Consider the following 15,563-nt stretch of genomic DNA (forward strand, 5'->3'; position numbering starts at 1 on the left):
TACTTTCCCAAAATGCGTCAAAAAACCTTGCAACTAGGTTACAAGGTTAATGACATTAATCGAAATTAACGTATTCTTTTTGAAGTTCAAGAACTTCTTCCATTGTTGAACACTCTGTAAGGGCACGGTTAGCGTACTCTTCCATCTTAGCAGTGTCCAATTTCTTCATCAAGCTACGTGTACGAAGGACTGATGTTGCTGACATAGAGAATTCATCCAAGCCCATTCCGACAAGAAGTGGAACAGCTTTTTGGTCACCAGCCATCTCACCACACATACCAGCCCATTTACCTTCAGCGTGAGCTGCCTTGATAACGTTGTTGATCAAGCGAAGGATTGATGGGTTATATGGTTGGTAAAGGTATGAAACTTGCTCGTTCATACGGTCTGCTGCCATTGAGTATTGGATCAAGTCGTTTGTACCAATTGACATGAAGTCTACTTCTTTTGCAAATTGGTCTGCAAGCATCGCTGCTGCAGGGATTTCAATCATGATACCAACTTGGATGTCATCCGCAACTGCAACTCCTTCAGAAAGAAGGTTTGCTTTTTCTTCTTCATAAACTGCTTTAGCTGCACGGAATTCTTTCAAAAGGGCAACCATTGGGAACATGATACGCAATTGACCATGAACAGAAGCACGAAGAAGGGCACGGATTTGTGTACGGAACATTGCATCTCCAGTTTCAGAAATAGAGATACGAAGGGCACGGAATCCAAGGAATGGGTTCATTTCATGTGGCATATCGAAGTAAGGAAGCTCCTTATCTCCACCGATATCCATTGTACGAACAACCACTGGTTTACCATTCATTCCCTCAAGAACAGCCTTGTATGCTTCATACTGCTCGTCTTCTGTTGGGAAGTCTTGAGAATCCATGTATAAGAACTCTGTACGGTAAAGTCCAACAGCTTCTGCACCGTTGTTGTTAACACCTTCAACGTCTTTTGGAGTACCGATGTTAGCAGCCAACTCGAAGTGTTTACCGTCAGCAGTCACTGTTTGAGCATCTTTCAAAAGTGCCCATTCAGCTTTTTGTTTAGCATAAGCTTCACCAGCTGCTTTAAATTCTGCCGCTTGTTCATCTGTTGGGTTGATAATCACTTCACCAGTGATTCCGTTAACAGCAAGGATATCACCGTCTTTCACCACTTCAGTGATGTTATTTGTTCCCAATACAGCTGCAATTTCAAGTGTACGTGCCATGATAGCTGAGTGGCTTGTACGTCCACCGATGTTTGTCACAAAAGCTTTTACAAAGTTTTTGTCCAATTGAGCTGTATCAGATGGTGTCAAGTCATGTGCAATCACGATTACTTCTTCATTGATAGAAGCTGGGTTTGGCAATTTCTTACCAAGAAGATTTGCCAATACACGTTTTGTCACGTCGCGGATATCCGCTGCACGTTCTTGCATGTATGGGTTGTCTTCCATACCTTCAAAGATAGTGATGAACATGTCAGTCACTTCTTTAAGACCTGCTTCTGCGTTGACTTTTTTAGCACGGATTGTTTCTTTAATCTGACCAATCAATTCTGGGTCAGAAAGAACCATCAAATGAGCGTCAAAAACTTGAGCCGCTTCTTCACCAAGCGTACCTACAGCTTTCTCACGGATAAGAGAAAGCTCGTTTTGAGAAGCTTCAAGAGCTACATCCAAACGAGCCTCTTCTGCGTTTGTATCTTCGACTGAAACAGTCTCGAATGACAAATCCGGTTGAACGAGTAGATATGCTTTTGCAACTGCAACACCGTCAGATGCTGCGATTCCTTTAAGCATTTCTGTCATTTTCCTTATGCCAATCCTTCTTTTTCCATTGTTTCTGAGATTGCAGCGATAGCATCATCTGCATCTGCACCTTCAGCTGAGATAGTTACGTCAGCACCTTGGCCAACACCAAGACTCATAACACCCATGATTGATTTAAGGTTAACTGATTTACCTTTGTACTCAAGAGTGATATCTGAAGCAAATTTGCTAGCAGTTTGTACCAACAATGTTGCTGGACGTGCGTGAATACCTGTTTCTGCCACTACGTGGAAATCTTTAGAAGCCATAGTTTGACTCTCCTTTTGTTCTTTCTTTTTTGAGTTATATGTGATAACCCTTACAATTTGGTATTATATCATCTTCTAGGATTTTTTTCAAGCATTTTATGGGATTTATTCGATTTCCTTTCAGATAACTTGCTGAAAATCTTCTATCTTATGTAACAAAACACAGGATATAGTTTTTCAAAAAACAAATTATAGGATAATTATCACTATTTTACAAAACAAACACTACATATTGTGTTTTGTTAGGTTATGTAGAAAAAAAGACCACTATATTTAGTTTTAAATCATTGACAAAAATTTATTTTCTGATATACTAGGATAGAATTAAATTTTAAAGAGGAGTTACACAATGGTAACCGTTTATTCTAAAAACAACTGTGTCCAATGTAAAATGACCAAACGTTTCTTGGACAGTAATAATGTCGCTTATCGTGAAATCAATCTTGATGAGCAACCTGAGTACATCGATCAAGTTAAAGAGCTCGGTTTCAGCGCAGCTCCTGTTATCCAAACACCAACTGAAGTCTTTTCAGGTTTCCAACCAGGAAAACTAAAACAATTAGCATAATCTTAGTACATCATCCAGAAGAAACTGCTTCTAGGGCTAACTTAGAAGCCTTTCTTTTGTAATTAGATAAGGGAAATTTTATGGGATTAAAACATCTTGAAGACGTAACTTACTTCCGTCTCAATAACGAAATCAATCGTCCTGTTAATGGACAAATCATGCTTCATAAAGATAAAGAAGCCTTGGATGCCTTCTTTAAAGAAAATGTAGTTCCAAATACTATGTTTTTTGATTCAATCAAAGATAAAATCAACTACCTCATTGAACACAACTACATCGAAACAGCCTTTATCAAGAAATACCGACCAGAGTTTTTGGAAGAATTATCGCAATTTATCAAAGACCAAAACTTCCAATTCAAGTCTTTCATGGCTGCCTATAAATTTTATAATCAATATGCTTTGAAAACAAACGACGGTGAATACTATCTTGAAAATATGGAAGACCGTGTCCTCTTTAACGCCCTTTATTTTGCTGATGGTAATGAAGCTGTTGCAATTGATATTGCCAATGAAATCATCCACCAACGCTACCAACCCGCTACTCCTTCCTTCTTGAATGCTGGTCGTGCTCGTCGTGGGGAGTTGGTATCTTGTTTCTTGATTCAGGTCACAGATGATATGAACTCTATCGGACGTTCTATCAACTCTGCCCTTCAACTTTCACGTATCGGTGGTGGTGTGGGAATTTCCCTCAGCAACCTTCGTGAAGCTGGCGCACCTATCAAAGGTTATGAAGGAGCAGCTTCTGGTGTCGTACCAGTCATGAAACTCTTCGAAGACAGCTTCTCTTACTCTAACCAATTGGGTCAACGTCAAGGTGCTGGGGTGGTTTACCTCAATGTCTTTCACCCTGATATCATCGCCTTCCTTTCAACTAAGAAAGAAAATGCCGATGAAAAAGTTCGTGTCAAAACCCTATCACTTGGTGTTGTAGTACCAGATAAATTCTATGAATTAGCGCGTAAAAATGAAGAAATGTACCTCTTCAGCCCATATTCTGTAGAACTTGAATATGGTGTGCCATTCAACTATATCGACATCACTGAAAAATACGATGAATTGGTCGCAAATCCAAACATCCGTAAGACAAAAATCAAGGCGCGTGATTTGGAAACTGAAATTTCTAAATTACAACAAGAGTCCGGCTACCCTTATGTAGTCAACATCGACACGGCTAACCGTGCAAACCCAGTTGATGGTAAGATTATCATGAGTAACTTGTGTTCTGAGATTCTTCAAGTCCAAGAACCAAGCTTGATCAACGATGCTCAAGAATTCCTTCAAATGGGAACAGACGTTTCATGTAACCTTGGTTCAACCAACGTGGTCAACATGATGACCTCACCTGACTTTGGTCGTTCTATCCGTGCTATGGTTCGTGCTTTGACCTTTGTTACTGATAGTTCTCATATCGTAGCTGTGCCTACGATTGATCATGGAAATAGCCAAGCTCACACCTTTGGTCTTGGTGCCATGGGACTTCACAGCTACCTTGCACAACAGCTAATTGAATATGGATCACCTGAGTCTGTTGAGTTTACAAGTATCTACTTTATGCTTATGAACTACTGGACTTTGGTTGAGTCAAACAATATTGCGCGTGAACGTGGTATCACCTTCCATAACTTTGAAAAATCAGACTATGCTAACGGAAGCTACTTCGACAAGTATGTAACTGGCGAATTTGTTCCAAAATCAGACCGTGTTAAAGAACTCTTCAAAGACGTCTTTATCCCAAGTGCTGCTGACTGGGCTGAACTTCGCGACAAGGTTCAAGCAGATGGACTTTACCACCAAAACCGTCTAGCTGTTGCCCCAAATGGTTCGATCAGTTACATCAATGACGTTTCTGCTTCTATCCACCCAATTACGCAACGTATCGAAGAGCGTCAAGAAAAGAAAATCGGTAAAATCTACTATCCTGCTGCTGGCTTGTCAACAGAAACCATTCCTTACTACACCTCTGCTTACGACATGGATATGCGTAAGGTGATTGATGTCTATGCAGCTGCAACTGAGCACGTGGACCAAGGACTTTCACTCACCCTCTTCATGCGTAGTGACATTCCAAAAGGACTTTACGAATGGAAGAAAGAAAACAAACAAACGACACGTGACTTGTCAATCCTTCGTAACTATGCCTTTAACAAGGGTATCAAGTCTATCTACTACGTCCGTACCTTTACAGATGACGGTGGAGAAGTCGGTGCCAACCAATGTGAAAGCTGTGTGATTTAATGAATAATATTAGGAGGATATATTTATGAAAAAACAATTAACACCAATTGAATACATATTTTGGCTTTTAATTGAATCAGTAATATTTTTATTCTTATTTAAATTTGTTATAGATTTAGTTATCTACTGGAACCCACAAACTACATTACGTGATACTTTAGTATTTTCAGTTGCTTCTTTAGGTTTTGTATATCTTATTATCAAGATTATCGCTCAAAAATACTCCAATCAAGTATTCTTATCAATGCTTCCTGTTAGTTATTTACTAGGATTTTATGTTATTTATTTTAGTATGTTTCTAGAGCACACGACTACAAGATCTGATTATACAGAACAATTAGCTCTATTTACTTTATTTTTTACCATTACAAAAATAATTGATAAGATTATAGATAACTTTATTAAAAACTCTAAGGAGAATTAGTCCGTGGAAACTTACTACAAAGCCATTAACTGGAATGCCATCGAAGATGTCATCGACAAATCAACTTGGGAAAAACTGACGGAGCAATTCTGGCTTGATACACGTATTCCCTTATCAAATGACTTGGATGACTGGAGAAAGCTATCAAATGTAGAAAAAGACTTGGTAGGAAAAGTCTTTGGTGGTTTAACCCTTCTCGATACTATGCAATCTGAAACTGGGGTTCAAGCCCTTCGTGCAGACATCCGTACACCACATGAGGAAGCTGTTTTCAATAACATCCAATTTATGGAATCTGTTCACGCTAAATCTTACTCATCAATCTTTTCTACCTTGAATACAAAGGCTGAGATTGAAGAAATTTTCGAATGGACCAATACCAATCCTTACCTACAAAAGAAGGCTGAGATTGTCAACGAAATCTACCTAAACGGTAACCCACTTGAAAAGAAAGTAGCCAGCGTTTTCCTTGAAACCTTCCTCTTCTACTCTGGTTTCTTCACTCCCCTCTACTACCTTGGTAATAACAAACTAGCCAACGTTGCGGAAATCATCAAACTGATTATTCGTGATGAATCTGTTCATGGAACTTACATCGGTTACAAATTCCAACTTGGTTTCAATGAATTACCTGAAGAAGAGCAAGAAAAACTCAAAGAATGGATGTACGACCTGCTCTACACTCTCTACGAGAATGAAGAAGGTTACACAGAGAGCCTCTATGACGGTGTTGGTTGGACGGAAGAAGTCAAAACCTTCCTTCGCTACAATGCTAACAAGGCTCTCATGAACTTGGGACAAGATCCACTCTTCCCAGACTCAGCTGATGATGTCAACCCAATCGTTATGAATGGTATTTCAACAGGTACTTCCAACCACGACTTCTTCTCTCAAGTCGGAAATGGTTACCTTCTTGGTGAAGTTGAAGCCATGCAAGATGATGATTACAACTACGGTTTAGACTAATTCAATTATCCCAGAACTAATAACATATATCATGGTTTGTTTAAAACAACCATGATATTTTTGTTTTTGTTTTCTTTTGTTTTTTAAATTGATTGATTGCATACTTTATGATAAAATAGTAATAGAAATAGAGGTGATAACGATGTTAAAGCAGGAAAAACTAGATAATATTCTAGAAACGGTAAATACAAAGGGAACTATTACTGTAAAAGAAATCATGACTCGCTTGGATGTATCAGATATGACTGCTAGACGGTACTTACAAGAGTTGGCAGACAAGGATCTACTTGTTCGGGTTCACGGTGGAGCTGAGAAAATTCGCACAGGTTCTATTTTAAATAATGAACGTTCCAATATTGAAAAACAAAGCTTACAGATTGCAGAAAAACAAGAAATCAGCCGTTTTGCAGGCCATTTAATTGATGAGGGTGAAACTATTTTTATCGGCCCAGGTACGACCTTAGAATCTTTTGCTCGTGAACTTCCAATTGATAATATTCGTGTTGTAACAAACAGTTTACCAGTATTTCTCATCCTAAACGAACGAAAACTAACAGATTTGATTTTAATTGGTGGCAACTATCGCTCTATCACTGGAGCTTTTGTGGGAACACTAACCTTGCAAAACTTAGCCAATCTCCAATTTTCTAAAGCTTTCGTTAGCTGTAATGGTATTAAAGACAATGCGATTGCGACCTTTAGTGAAGAGGAAGGCGAATCTCAACGCATCGCCCTCAACAATTCCAATAAAAAATACTTACTAGCTGACCATAGTAAGTTCAATAAATTTGATTTCTACACCTTCTACAATATCTCTGATATTGATACCATCGTTTCAGACTCTAAACTGAGCAAAGAAACGTACGATCAACTTTCGAAACAAACAAAAATTATTCTTTCTAAACCATAAAACTGAGGATTGAAAAAATATAAAATACGTCATATCAAGAAAATAAGAATCTTGATATGACGCATTTTTTGATGAGGATTTTTACAAAGAGTTTCCTATATTATTTATGATTGTTGAAACGGCATAAAATCTGAATCAAAGGAGATATTATCCCGTTCTTCAGGACTGATAAAGTTTAAAAAGATATTTTTAAATTCTTCCAGCTCATAGTCTGAATGGCAAATCCATTCTTTACCGGTAGAGACATACCATTTCCCAAGATTTTTTAGCTCCTCATTAGTCAAACAAGGTATTTGAGAACATTTATCAAAATTGATAATATAAACTTTTTCATAAATAGATTGGATAAAATCTTTGAACATCTTTTTGCCTCACTAGAATTCTATATCTAATTACTCATTCTACTACTCAATCACTTGAGTTTCCGCTACTTTCTTGTACCAGTGAGCTGATTTCTTCGGATAACGTTCTTGAGTTTCAAAGTCTACATAGAAGAGACCGTAACGTTTTTCATAACCGTTTGACCATGAGAAGACGTCCATCAACGACCAAATGAAGTAACCTTTTACATTAGCTCCATCTGCAATAGCATCAGACAAGACTTCCAAGTGTTGTTTGACATAATCAATACGACCATCATCGTAAACAGTGTTATCGACGAACTCATCTTTATAACCAAGTCCATTTTCAGTAATGTAAATCTTCTTGTAGTTCGGATAATCTTTCTTCACGCGCATGATTTGGTCATACAAACCCTGAGGGTAGATAATCCAATCCCAATCTGTACGTGGTACATAGTCAGGAGCTACACGACGACCTACACCTTTGATTTGGTATTTAGAGCTTCCTTTCTCACCCTTACCATTATGGATAATTTCTGTTTCGCCATCAAAGGCTTCCATCCAGTCACTCATATAGTAATTAATTCCAATGAAGTCATTCAAGTCTTTTGCAGCTTCTAATACTTCGAAATCTTCTTCACGAAGATCTAAGCTACCACCATTAACTGATAAAATATGGTTGACACCTTCCATCGTTTCAGCTGAATAGTGTCCAAGATAAGTTGCATCCAAGATAAATTTATTGTGAATAATGTCTTCCAACTCAGCTGCACGAACATCTGCTGGATTTTTAGGATCCAAAGGATATTTAGTAGGCAGGGCATGAACAACACCAATTTCACCTTTATAACCTTTATCTTTATATAGCTTGACTGCACGCGCATGAGACACCATCATATTGTGGTGCGATTGGAAGACTTTGGCAAGATCATACTGAATACCTGGAGGGAATTTACCAACCAAGTATTGACCATCACCGATTGGTCCAATTTCATTAAAGGTTGTCCAATAGTTTACTTCTGGGAATTCTTCAAAACAGAAAGCCGCGTAGTCTACAAAGTGTTCAATGTTTTCACGGTTTAAGAAGTCTCCATTTGAATGTAGAGCTTCTGGCGTATCAAAGTGATGAAGAGTTACAAAGGGCTCAACATGACGTTTGTGGCACTCCGAAAATAGATTATGATAAAATTCAACACCTTTAGCATTTACTTGGCCGTAACCAGTCGGGAAAATACGTGACCAAGCAATAGAAATTCGAATACCATTGACACCATACTCTTCTGCCAACTTGAGGTCAACTGGATATCGATTGTAAAAATCACTGGCTGGTTCTGCAGTGTACCAGTAGTTATCTTCAAGATATTTATCCCACGCTACTGGTCCTTTACCATCAGTATGTGTAGCACCTTCTGCTTGATAGGCAGCTGTTGCGCCACCGAAAATAAAGTCTTTTGGTAATGTTTTTGTCATTTTTTCACCTATTTCTTGTTTTAAATAAAGTAAAAGTGAGAGGAGAGGAGTCAGTGAGCCATCCTTCTCCATCTCACTTCTTGTACCAAGTCACCGAATTGTGACATGAGGAGATAAAAACAATATCTTTTTACCAACGAATTAACAAGGCGATTAGGAAATTCGCCATAGCGATTTCCGTAACGATAGGAGACTATTTTAGAGTCCCTAGCCTTAATCGAATTGTGACATGAGGAGGTAAAAACGATATCTTTTTACCGACGAATTAACAAGGCGATTAGGAAATTCGCCATAGCGATTTCCGTAACGAGAGGAGACTGTTTCACAGTCCCTATCGTTAATCGAATTGCGCTTGTACAAATGCAAGAGCACCTTTTCCATCACGAGTTAATTTGATGTATTGAGCGCCTTCTGTTTTCGCTAGTTTAATACCGAGTTTATCTGTTTCTGCCTTCATATCTTCAAAGTTTGAAGCAACTTGAGGAGCAAGGATAACTAGATCAAACTCTGGCAATATTTCACGGTGAGCACCATAGCCACCTGCTGCTGCTTTCACAGGAACATTGTATTCTGCAGCTGCCTTATTCAAAGCATTTGCGAGAAGTCCACTTGTGCCTCCACCAGCACAGAGAACAAGGACATTTGTTTCGTCTGTTATTGTATTTTGTGCTGCTTCTACACCCGCTTTCTCAAGAATAGCATCCGCTTTTGCAGTGTTGAAGTTTGCAGCAACTTTTTCTTTCAATTCATCATTAGACTTACCTGAACGTTCTTCTTCAAGAATTTGTTCATCATAGACCTTAAGGAATGGATAGTAAATGACTACGTCAACCACGATTAGAAGAGCAGCAAGAATGAATGATAGAACTTGGAAGTTAGTACCAAGGACAATCCCCAAAGGTCCAGGAGTAACCCATGGAAGGTTGGCAGTAAATGAGTTCATGCCAAGTGTTTCGATAAAGAACTTAAAGATCCATACGTTTGCAATTGGAGCAAAGATAAATGGAATGAAGAAGATTGGGTTCAAAACAAGCGGTGCACCAAACAAGATTGGTTCATTTACACCAAAGAAAGTTGGAACTACTGAAGCACGACCGATGGCACGGTTACGTTTTGATTTTGTTAACCACATGAACATGAATGGAACAACCAGTGTCGCACCAGTACCACCCATGGTAACGATAAACATTTGTGTACCAGAAGTAAGAATCTTGTCAGCGTGCATACCTTGTTGGAGAAGGTTCAAGTTGACTTCGGCATTGGCATAGGTAATAGCTGCGATAGCTGGTTCAACGATAGATGGACCATGGATACCAACAAACCAGAAGAAGGCAAAGGCACCAAAGATAATGGTAATACCTAGGTAACCATCAGCTGCAGAGAATAATGGAGCAAAGAATTTACCGATTGATTCAGCTACGCTTGCACCAACAAAATGACGAGCTAGTAAATCAAGAGCATAAAGAGAAACCACTGATAGAGTGAATGGAATCACATCTTTAAATACTTGTGAGATATTTGGTGGAACTTCGTCAGGCATACGAATAGTGACGTTGTTCTTAACACAAACCTTATAGATTGCTACAGTCACAAAGGCTGCTAGGAAGGCTGAAAGCAAACCTTTTGTTCCTAGGAATCCTGTTGCAAAGCCACCTTCAATTGGATCAGCTGCCAACATCAATAATCCAACAATAGCAGCTAATAGAGTTGACATATAGTTGATTTGGTTGGTTTTTTCCATGCTACGGTTAACAGAGTCTGTTAATGATTTAGCAGTCGTACCAGCTAGCAAAAGTGCGAGAATACCCATAGAATAGCTATAAGGTTTCATCAGAAAGGCTACAACTTCATCAGACCATTTAAAGCCCCATGAGTTTGGTACAAAGGCGATTAAGATAAAGATACTTGAGAAGAGAATAACAGGCATACCTGCAATGAAACCATCACGAATAGCACGAAGATAGATATTACGAGATAGCTTCTCAAAGAAAGGTTTTCCTTTCTCAATAAATGCAATTAGTTTATTCATTATTTAACTCCTCTCTTATAGAGTTCGATTAAGTGGTGCATCAAATCTTTTAACAAGACAGTTGTCATCAAGTGGTCTTGGCCATGCATCATGGTCACACTATAGGCTAAGTCCTCACCAGAAGCTTCCTTAGTCAATAGACTTGTTTGCGCGTGGTGAGCCTCTGCAATGCAAGAACCAGCTTCCTCGACTAAGCTATCTGCTTTCGCAAAATCACCAGCCTCAGCAGCTTTCAAGGCTTCCAATAGTTTTGAACGAGCATCGCCAGCATAGGCTACAATTTCAAAACCTAACAATGTTACTTCTTCTCTATTCATGATAGAATTCTCCTTATATAATTTTAAATAATTTTATGACAATAAACGTTGGATATGTAGAACTAGATAAACTCGTTCACTTTTATACAAATCAAGACCCGTATGTTGCGTAATCACATCATAGATCTTGGAACCAATCTCGAACGCTTTTGGATAGGATTGTTTAATGTGATCTTCCATATCCAGAAGTGATTGGTTATCATCTCTAGATCTGTCTAAATAATCCAAGAAATAATTCAAATGTATCATAAAGCGATCATAGAAATGGTTATTCTTTTTAGTTCGTTGAATTGCATAATCCTTTAGCACTTCTTCAACATTCCTGAGAATTTCTTTCCTCTTATCAATCGACTCCACAAGTTCCACTTCATTTTCACCTTCGGCATTAATGAAATGATAAGCAATCCGAATAATTTCGTCCTCAGGAAAATGATCTGCTAGCTTCTGGCGGTAAATTTCAAATGCTTCATTTGCGATTTGAAAAGCGACAGGATACTTGGCAGAAATATCTGGCAAATTACTATCCTTGTACCTTCCTTGTGTTAGAGCTTGATAAGAACAGTAAATATGATCTGTCAAGGTTACGTAGAGATACTCTTGAATCGGATAGTGATATTTCTTTGAAAGATTATCAATAATCTCATAGGTCACTGTGATAAAATCAAGCGGAACATCTTTGAGAAGAGCCATAAAGTTTTCTCTTGACTCTTCGGTCTTCATCCGAAAGATTTTCTCAACCTGATGTTCAGCAATCAAATCTCCCTTCTTCTTTCCAAATGCAATCCCCTTACCAATCACAATCACTTCTTCTCCTTTATCATTTCTGACAAGCGAGACATTGTGATTTATTGGATTTAGAATTCGATACATGTCAACCTCCTTTTATATCTTAAAGGTATATGAGTACAAAAAATGACCACAAATGAACTAGAAAATCAGCCGATTTCTAATTCACCTGTGATCATGCCTAATATTACTTAGTAACACTCACCTTGTATTAACTTGTGATTTAAGTATAGCACAAGTAAGTTATTTTGTAAACCTTTACATGCAACTTTTTTTAAATTTTTTTAGATTCATGTTCCTAAACTAGGAGGAGCTTCTTACACGCGTTCTTTCCATGAAGTCGCTGTTGTTTGAAGAACTTTGTTGAGTTCATCAATATTTTCAAAACCAGTTGTGCGAAGCCATTCGCGAGCTGCTGATTCACCATCTTTGATGTATGCTTCAACTGATCCAGCCCATGTAGCACGGCCACAAAGAACTCCGTTAAAGTTTGCACCTGATTCATGGGCAAATACAAGAGTATCTTGGAAAAGTTTAGCTGATACACCAGCACTCAAGTAGATGTATGGCAAGTTAGTTGCTTCATCTTGTGCTTTGAAGAAGGCTGCTGCTTCTTCACGTGTATAAACTACTTCACCTTCAGCGAATCCTTCAACATATTTAATGTTAACAGGAACTTCTACTTTCAAGACATCAATGTTAAAGCGTGGGTCTGAGAAGACTTTCATAGCACCGATAACTTTGTGTGGTTTTACTTTCGCGTATTCTACTGAACCTGCGTCCGCAATTTTTTCATCGTAAGCAAGGATTTCAAGGAAGAATGGGATATCTTCAGCCACACACTCAGAACCAATGCGTTCGATGTAAGCTTGTTTTTCTTGATTGAGTTCGTCTGAGCTATCTACATCATAGTAAAGCAAGAATTTAACTGCATCTGCACCTTCTTCTTTAATACGTTTTGCAGACCAAACATCCAAGCAGTCTGGCAAGCGTTTTGTACTTGTTGTATCATAACCTGTTTTTTCATAAGCAAGGAGAAGACCAGCTTTTTCATCAAGAGCTTTAGTTGCTGGAAGTCCATACTCAGGGTCAAGAAGCATAGATGAAGCGTATTTAGTCAATTCATCTGCTACCAAGACTTTGAGTTCTTCCATTTGAGCCACAGTTGGTTCTTCTGTTTGGTGTTGAGCCATAAGGCGTTTCAAAGCACCACGTTGGTCAAATGCAAGAGCTGAGATGATTCCATTTTCATCAGAAAGTTTTTCTAAGCGTGCACGTTTTTGTTCTGTTAAAGCCATTTTATACCTCTTTTACTATTAATTGATCATATAGAGCTTGATAGTTGGCCATGTTGACATGACCAGTCATTTTTTCTTGAGCATTGAGCATACCAAGGACATTTGCCTTGATGAGTAATTCTTCATCCGATTCTTTGTGAAGAAGTCCTGAAGAAATCCCTGCTACAGTAGAATCTCCAGATCCGACAGGGTTGACTACCTGAATTCTAGGAATATCTACCTTGTAGAAAGTATCGCCATGTTTGGCAAAAGCACCATTGGCACCAAGTGAAACGATAATCCATTCAATACCTGCAAACAAAGGTTCTTGAAGTACTTCTTTTAATTCATGCAAATCCTCAGAAACTTCTCTTCCAAGAAGCTGAGATAATTCCTCATTATTTGGTTTGATGACTGTTGGTTTATGTGGTGATTCAAGAACCGCCTGAAGTGCTGCACCAGAGCAATCCAAAACAACAGGTTTGCCAGCTTGATTAGAAAGTTCTACCAAGCTCGCATAGTAATCAACTGGAAGGCCAGCTGGCAGACTGCCTGAGATAGCTACTACTTCAACTGACTCTAGGAGATTTTTGAAATGTTCCAAAAAGTCTTGACCTTCCTGTTCCAATACTACAGGACCTTTTTCAAGAACTTCTGTTTGGTTGTCTCCGTGAAGAATAGCGATACAGTTACGAGTTTCTCCCTGAATTGAGAAGAAATCTTTCTTTACTTGATTATCGATATGTTCAACCAAAAACTCACCAAGTTTACCACCCACTAAACCAGTAGCAAGAACAGAATCTCCAAATTCTGAAAGTACTCGGGTAACATTGAGTCCCTTACCACCAGCCGTTTTGGTTACATCCACCACACGATTGACAGTATCAATCTTCAACTCATCCAAGGGATAGGAAATATCAATGGATGGGTTCATTGTGACTGTTAAAATCATAGGTCACCTCTTAGTCGTGGTATTCTCCGCGATCCCATTTTTCAAGGAATTCCGTGAAGAAGTTTGCATCTGTTTGTTGAGCATTGTGACTTTCAACGTGTTCAATTTTTGCAATCAATTTTTTGTTTTCTTCAGATGGTTTGTATTCAGCATGGATGAAAGCTTCGATGATGTCACACATGAGCAATTCACCAGTAATCTTGCCACCAAAACCGATAACGTTGGCGTTCAATTGTTCTTTAGCATAAAGGGCTGTTGTCATATCACGAACCAAGGCAGAACGGACACCTGGAACTTTATTTACAGCGTTGTTGATACCAACACCAGTACCACAGATACATACTCCAAGATCAGCTTGACCACTAGTTACAGCTTCCCCTACTTTTTTACCAAAGATTGGGTAGTGAGTACGTGTATGGTCATATGTACCAAAGTCAATAACTTCATATCCTTTTGATTTCAAAAATTCTGAAACCGCCATTTTTTCATCTGTTACGATGTGGTCACATCCAATTGCAATTCTCATTTTTAACTTACCTTTCTTACTGTAATCTAATTAGCACATTTTGTTCAACATGTCGACACGAATTTGGTGACGGCCACCGTCGTATTTACCGTTAACAAAACCTTTAGCGATGTTTTTAGCCAATTCATCACCAACAAGTTGTGCACCCATAGTGATCATACGTGAGTTGTTGTGGCCACGAGTCATATAAGCTGAACGTTCATCAGATACTTCTGCAGCAACCATTCCTTTGATCTTAGTTGCAACCATAAATGGACCAGCTCCATAAGCATCAATCACGATACCAAGGTTTTGTTCTTCTTTGTTTACTTCTGCAGCAACAGCAAGAGTCACATCAACAAAGTCTTGACCTTCAGCTGTAACATCCACAACATGGAAGTTTTCTTTTTCCAAGAAGTCTTTCACAACTTCTTTCAATCTCAAACCTGCAGCATCTGCACCGATAACAATAGACATATTGTATACTCCTTTTATTTTTCTAGGCTAGTAAAAACTTTTATGGTTAGCAGTTTACCTACAAAAAGTTTTCTAGCAGTTTATTGACAAATTGGATTGAATGAGATGAATGACACCTTATTCAAGTTTAGGAAATCAGTTTCCTAGAAATAATCTTTCTCCACGCAAGAGAATATAACAATCGATTATTTGTTTGTTACAAACATCATTTGTTACTTACAAACATAATATACTCCTATTTCC

The 15,563-nt window shown here is 38.5% G+C and carries 16 protein-coding genes; 5 read left to right on the forward strand and 11 right to left on the reverse strand.

From position 1 onward, the window contains the following. Positions 1 to 55 precede the first annotated feature (55 nt). Both ptsP and N8M09_RS00420 read right to left on the reverse strand, forming a co-directional pair. Complete coding sequence (gene ptsP, locus N8M09_RS00415) at positions 56 to 1,789, reverse strand: phosphoenolpyruvate--protein phosphotransferase (RefSeq protein WP_125410034.1); 1,734 nt, start codon at positions 1,787 to 1,789, stop codon at positions 56 to 58. A gap of 5 nt (positions 1,790 to 1,794) precedes the next feature. Then, complete coding sequence (locus N8M09_RS00420; protein ID WP_000146947.1) at positions 1,795 to 2,058, reverse strand: phosphocarrier protein HPr; 264 nt, start codon at positions 2,056 to 2,058, stop codon at positions 1,795 to 1,797. A gap of 349 nt (positions 2,059 to 2,407) precedes the next feature. Between N8M09_RS00420 and nrdH the strand changes: the two genes are divergently transcribed. The 5 genes from nrdH to N8M09_RS00445 all read left to right on the forward strand — a co-directional run bounded on the left by nrdH (position 2,408) and on the right by N8M09_RS00445 (position 7,166). Next, positions 2,408 to 2,626 carry a glutaredoxin-like protein NrdH gene (gene nrdH / locus N8M09_RS00425; RefSeq protein ID WP_000259240.1) on the forward strand — a complete coding sequence of 73 codons (219 nt, stop codon included), beginning with the start codon at positions 2,408 to 2,410 and terminating at the stop codon, positions 2,624 to 2,626. 80 nt (positions 2,627 to 2,706) lie between these two features. Next, a complete protein-coding gene (gene nrdE, locus N8M09_RS00430; protein WP_261062777.1) occupies positions 2,707 to 4,866 on the forward strand; it encodes a class 1b ribonucleoside-diphosphate reductase subunit alpha in 2,160 nt (719 codons plus the stop codon). A gap of 25 nt (positions 4,867 to 4,891) precedes the next feature. After that, the gene (locus tag N8M09_RS00435) at positions 4,892 to 5,290 is read left to right on the forward strand and encodes a hypothetical protein (protein WP_261062778.1); all 399 of its coding nucleotides are present in this window, start codon (positions 4,892 to 4,894) and stop codon (positions 5,288 to 5,290) included. Between the two features lie 3 nt (positions 5,291 to 5,293). After that, positions 5,294 to 6,256, forward strand: coding sequence for a class 1b ribonucleoside-diphosphate reductase subunit beta (gene nrdF, locus N8M09_RS00440; RefSeq protein ID WP_261062779.1), 963 nt, complete (start codon positions 5,294 to 5,296; stop codon positions 6,254 to 6,256). A gap of 142 nt (positions 6,257 to 6,398) precedes the next feature. Further along, complete coding sequence (locus N8M09_RS00445) at positions 6,399 to 7,166, forward strand: DeoR/GlpR family DNA-binding transcription regulator (protein WP_261062780.1); 768 nt, start codon at positions 6,399 to 6,401, stop codon at positions 7,164 to 7,166. Positions 7,167 to 7,270: 104 nt separating this feature from the next. Here N8M09_RS00445 and N8M09_RS00450 read toward each other — a convergent pair whose 3' ends face one another. The 9 genes from N8M09_RS00450 to lacA form a co-directional block, all read right to left on the reverse strand. After that, positions 7,271 to 7,528, reverse strand: a complete 258-nt coding sequence (locus N8M09_RS00450; RefSeq protein ID WP_078375044.1) for a DUF3884 family protein — start codon at positions 7,526 to 7,528, stop codon at positions 7,271 to 7,273. A 42-nt stretch (positions 7,529 to 7,570) separates the two neighbouring features. Next, the gene (gene lacG, locus N8M09_RS00455; protein WP_261062781.1) at positions 7,571 to 8,977 is read right to left on the reverse strand and encodes a 6-phospho-beta-galactosidase; all 1,407 of its coding nucleotides are present in this window, start codon (positions 8,975 to 8,977) and stop codon (positions 7,571 to 7,573) included. A gap of 337 nt (positions 8,978 to 9,314) precedes the next feature. Next, on the reverse strand, positions 9,315 to 11,006 hold the full coding sequence (locus N8M09_RS00460) for a lactose-specific PTS transporter subunit EIIC (RefSeq protein WP_261062782.1): 1,692 nt from the start codon (positions 11,004 to 11,006) through the stop codon (positions 9,315 to 9,317). Continuing rightward, entirely contained in the window at positions 11,006 to 11,323 is a 318-nt protein-coding gene (locus N8M09_RS00465) for a PTS lactose/cellobiose transporter subunit IIA (RefSeq protein ID WP_001078325.1), read from the reverse strand. Before N8M09_RS00465 ends, N8M09_RS00460 begins: the two co-directional genes overlap by 1 nt. Positions 11,324 to 11,356: 33 nt before the next feature. Next, a complete protein-coding gene (locus tag N8M09_RS00470) occupies positions 11,357 to 12,193 on the reverse strand; it encodes a transcription antiterminator (protein ID WP_261062783.1) in 837 nt (278 codons plus the stop codon). A gap of 233 nt (positions 12,194 to 12,426) precedes the next feature. After that, positions 12,427 to 13,407, reverse strand: a complete 981-nt coding sequence (gene lacD / locus N8M09_RS00475; RefSeq protein ID WP_061439149.1) for a tagatose-bisphosphate aldolase — start codon at positions 13,405 to 13,407, stop codon at positions 12,427 to 12,429. A gap of 1 nt (position 13,408) precedes the next feature. Then, entirely contained in the window at positions 13,409 to 14,338 is a 930-nt protein-coding gene (locus N8M09_RS00480; protein WP_261062784.1) for a tagatose-6-phosphate kinase, read from the reverse strand. Positions 14,339 to 14,348: 10 nt separating this feature from the next. Beyond that, positions 14,349 to 14,864, reverse strand: a complete 516-nt coding sequence (gene lacB / locus N8M09_RS00485) for a galactose-6-phosphate isomerase subunit LacB (protein WP_001216913.1) — start codon at positions 14,862 to 14,864, stop codon at positions 14,349 to 14,351. 30 nt (positions 14,865 to 14,894) lie between these two features. After that, positions 14,895 to 15,320 (reverse strand): galactose-6-phosphate isomerase subunit LacA, encoded by a 426-nt coding sequence (gene lacA / locus N8M09_RS00490; RefSeq protein ID WP_000029277.1) that lies wholly within the window; start codon positions 15,318 to 15,320, stop codon positions 14,895 to 14,897. Positions 15,321 to 15,563 lie beyond the last annotated feature (243 nt).

The organism is Streptococcus mitis (assembly GCF_946190375.1).
Lineage (GTDB): Bacteria > Bacillota > Bacilli > Lactobacillales > Streptococcaceae > Streptococcus > Streptococcus mitis_CJ.

Bases quoted from the DNA above. Each gene is read 5' to 3' on its own strand.
- nrdH (WP_000259240.1), top strand. From the start codon at position 2,408: ATGGTAACCGTTTATTCTAAAAACAACTGTGTCCAATGTAAAATGACC.
- N8M09_RS00470 (WP_261062783.1), bottom strand. From the start codon at position 12,193: ATGTATCGAATTCTAAATCCAATAAATCACAATGTCTCGCTTGTCAGA.
- N8M09_RS00420 (WP_000146947.1), bottom strand. From the start codon at position 2,058: ATGGCTTCTAAAGATTTCCACGTAGTGGCAGAAACAGGTATTCACGCA.
- N8M09_RS00435 (WP_261062778.1), top strand. From the start codon at position 4,892: ATGAAAAAACAATTAACACCAATTGAATACATATTTTGGCTTTTAATT.
- lacA (WP_000029277.1), bottom strand. From the start codon at position 15,320: ATGTCTATTGTTATCGGTGCAGATGCTGCAGGTTTGAGATTGAAAGAA.
- lacG (WP_261062781.1), bottom strand. From the start codon at position 8,977: ATGACAAAAACATTACCAAAAGACTTTATTTTCGGTGGCGCAACAGCT.
- N8M09_RS00460 (WP_261062782.1), bottom strand. From the start codon at position 11,006: ATGAATAAACTAATTGCATTTATTGAGAAAGGAAAACCTTTCTTTGAG.
- lacB (WP_001216913.1), bottom strand. From the start codon at position 14,864: ATGAGAATTGCAATTGGATGTGACCACATCGTAACAGATGAAAAAATG.
- N8M09_RS00445 (WP_261062780.1), top strand. From the start codon at position 6,399: ATGTTAAAGCAGGAAAAACTAGATAATATTCTAGAAACGGTAAATACA.
- lacD (WP_061439149.1), bottom strand. From the start codon at position 13,407: ATGGCTTTAACAGAACAAAAACGTGCACGCTTAGAAAAACTTTCTGAT.
- ptsP (WP_125410034.1), bottom strand. From the start codon at position 1,789: ATGACAGAAATGCTTAAAGGAATCGCAGCATCTGACGGTGTTGCAGTT.
- N8M09_RS00465 (WP_001078325.1), bottom strand. From the start codon at position 11,323: ATGAATAGAGAAGAAGTAACATTGTTAGGTTTTGAAATTGTAGCCTAT.
- N8M09_RS00450 (WP_078375044.1), bottom strand. From the start codon at position 7,528: ATGTTCAAAGATTTTATCCAATCTATTTATGAAAAAGTTTATATTATC.
- nrdE (WP_261062777.1), top strand. From the start codon at position 2,707: ATGGGATTAAAACATCTTGAAGACGTAACTTACTTCCGTCTCAATAAC.
- N8M09_RS00480 (WP_261062784.1), bottom strand. From the start codon at position 14,338: ATGATTTTAACAGTCACAATGAACCCATCCATTGATATTTCCTATCCC.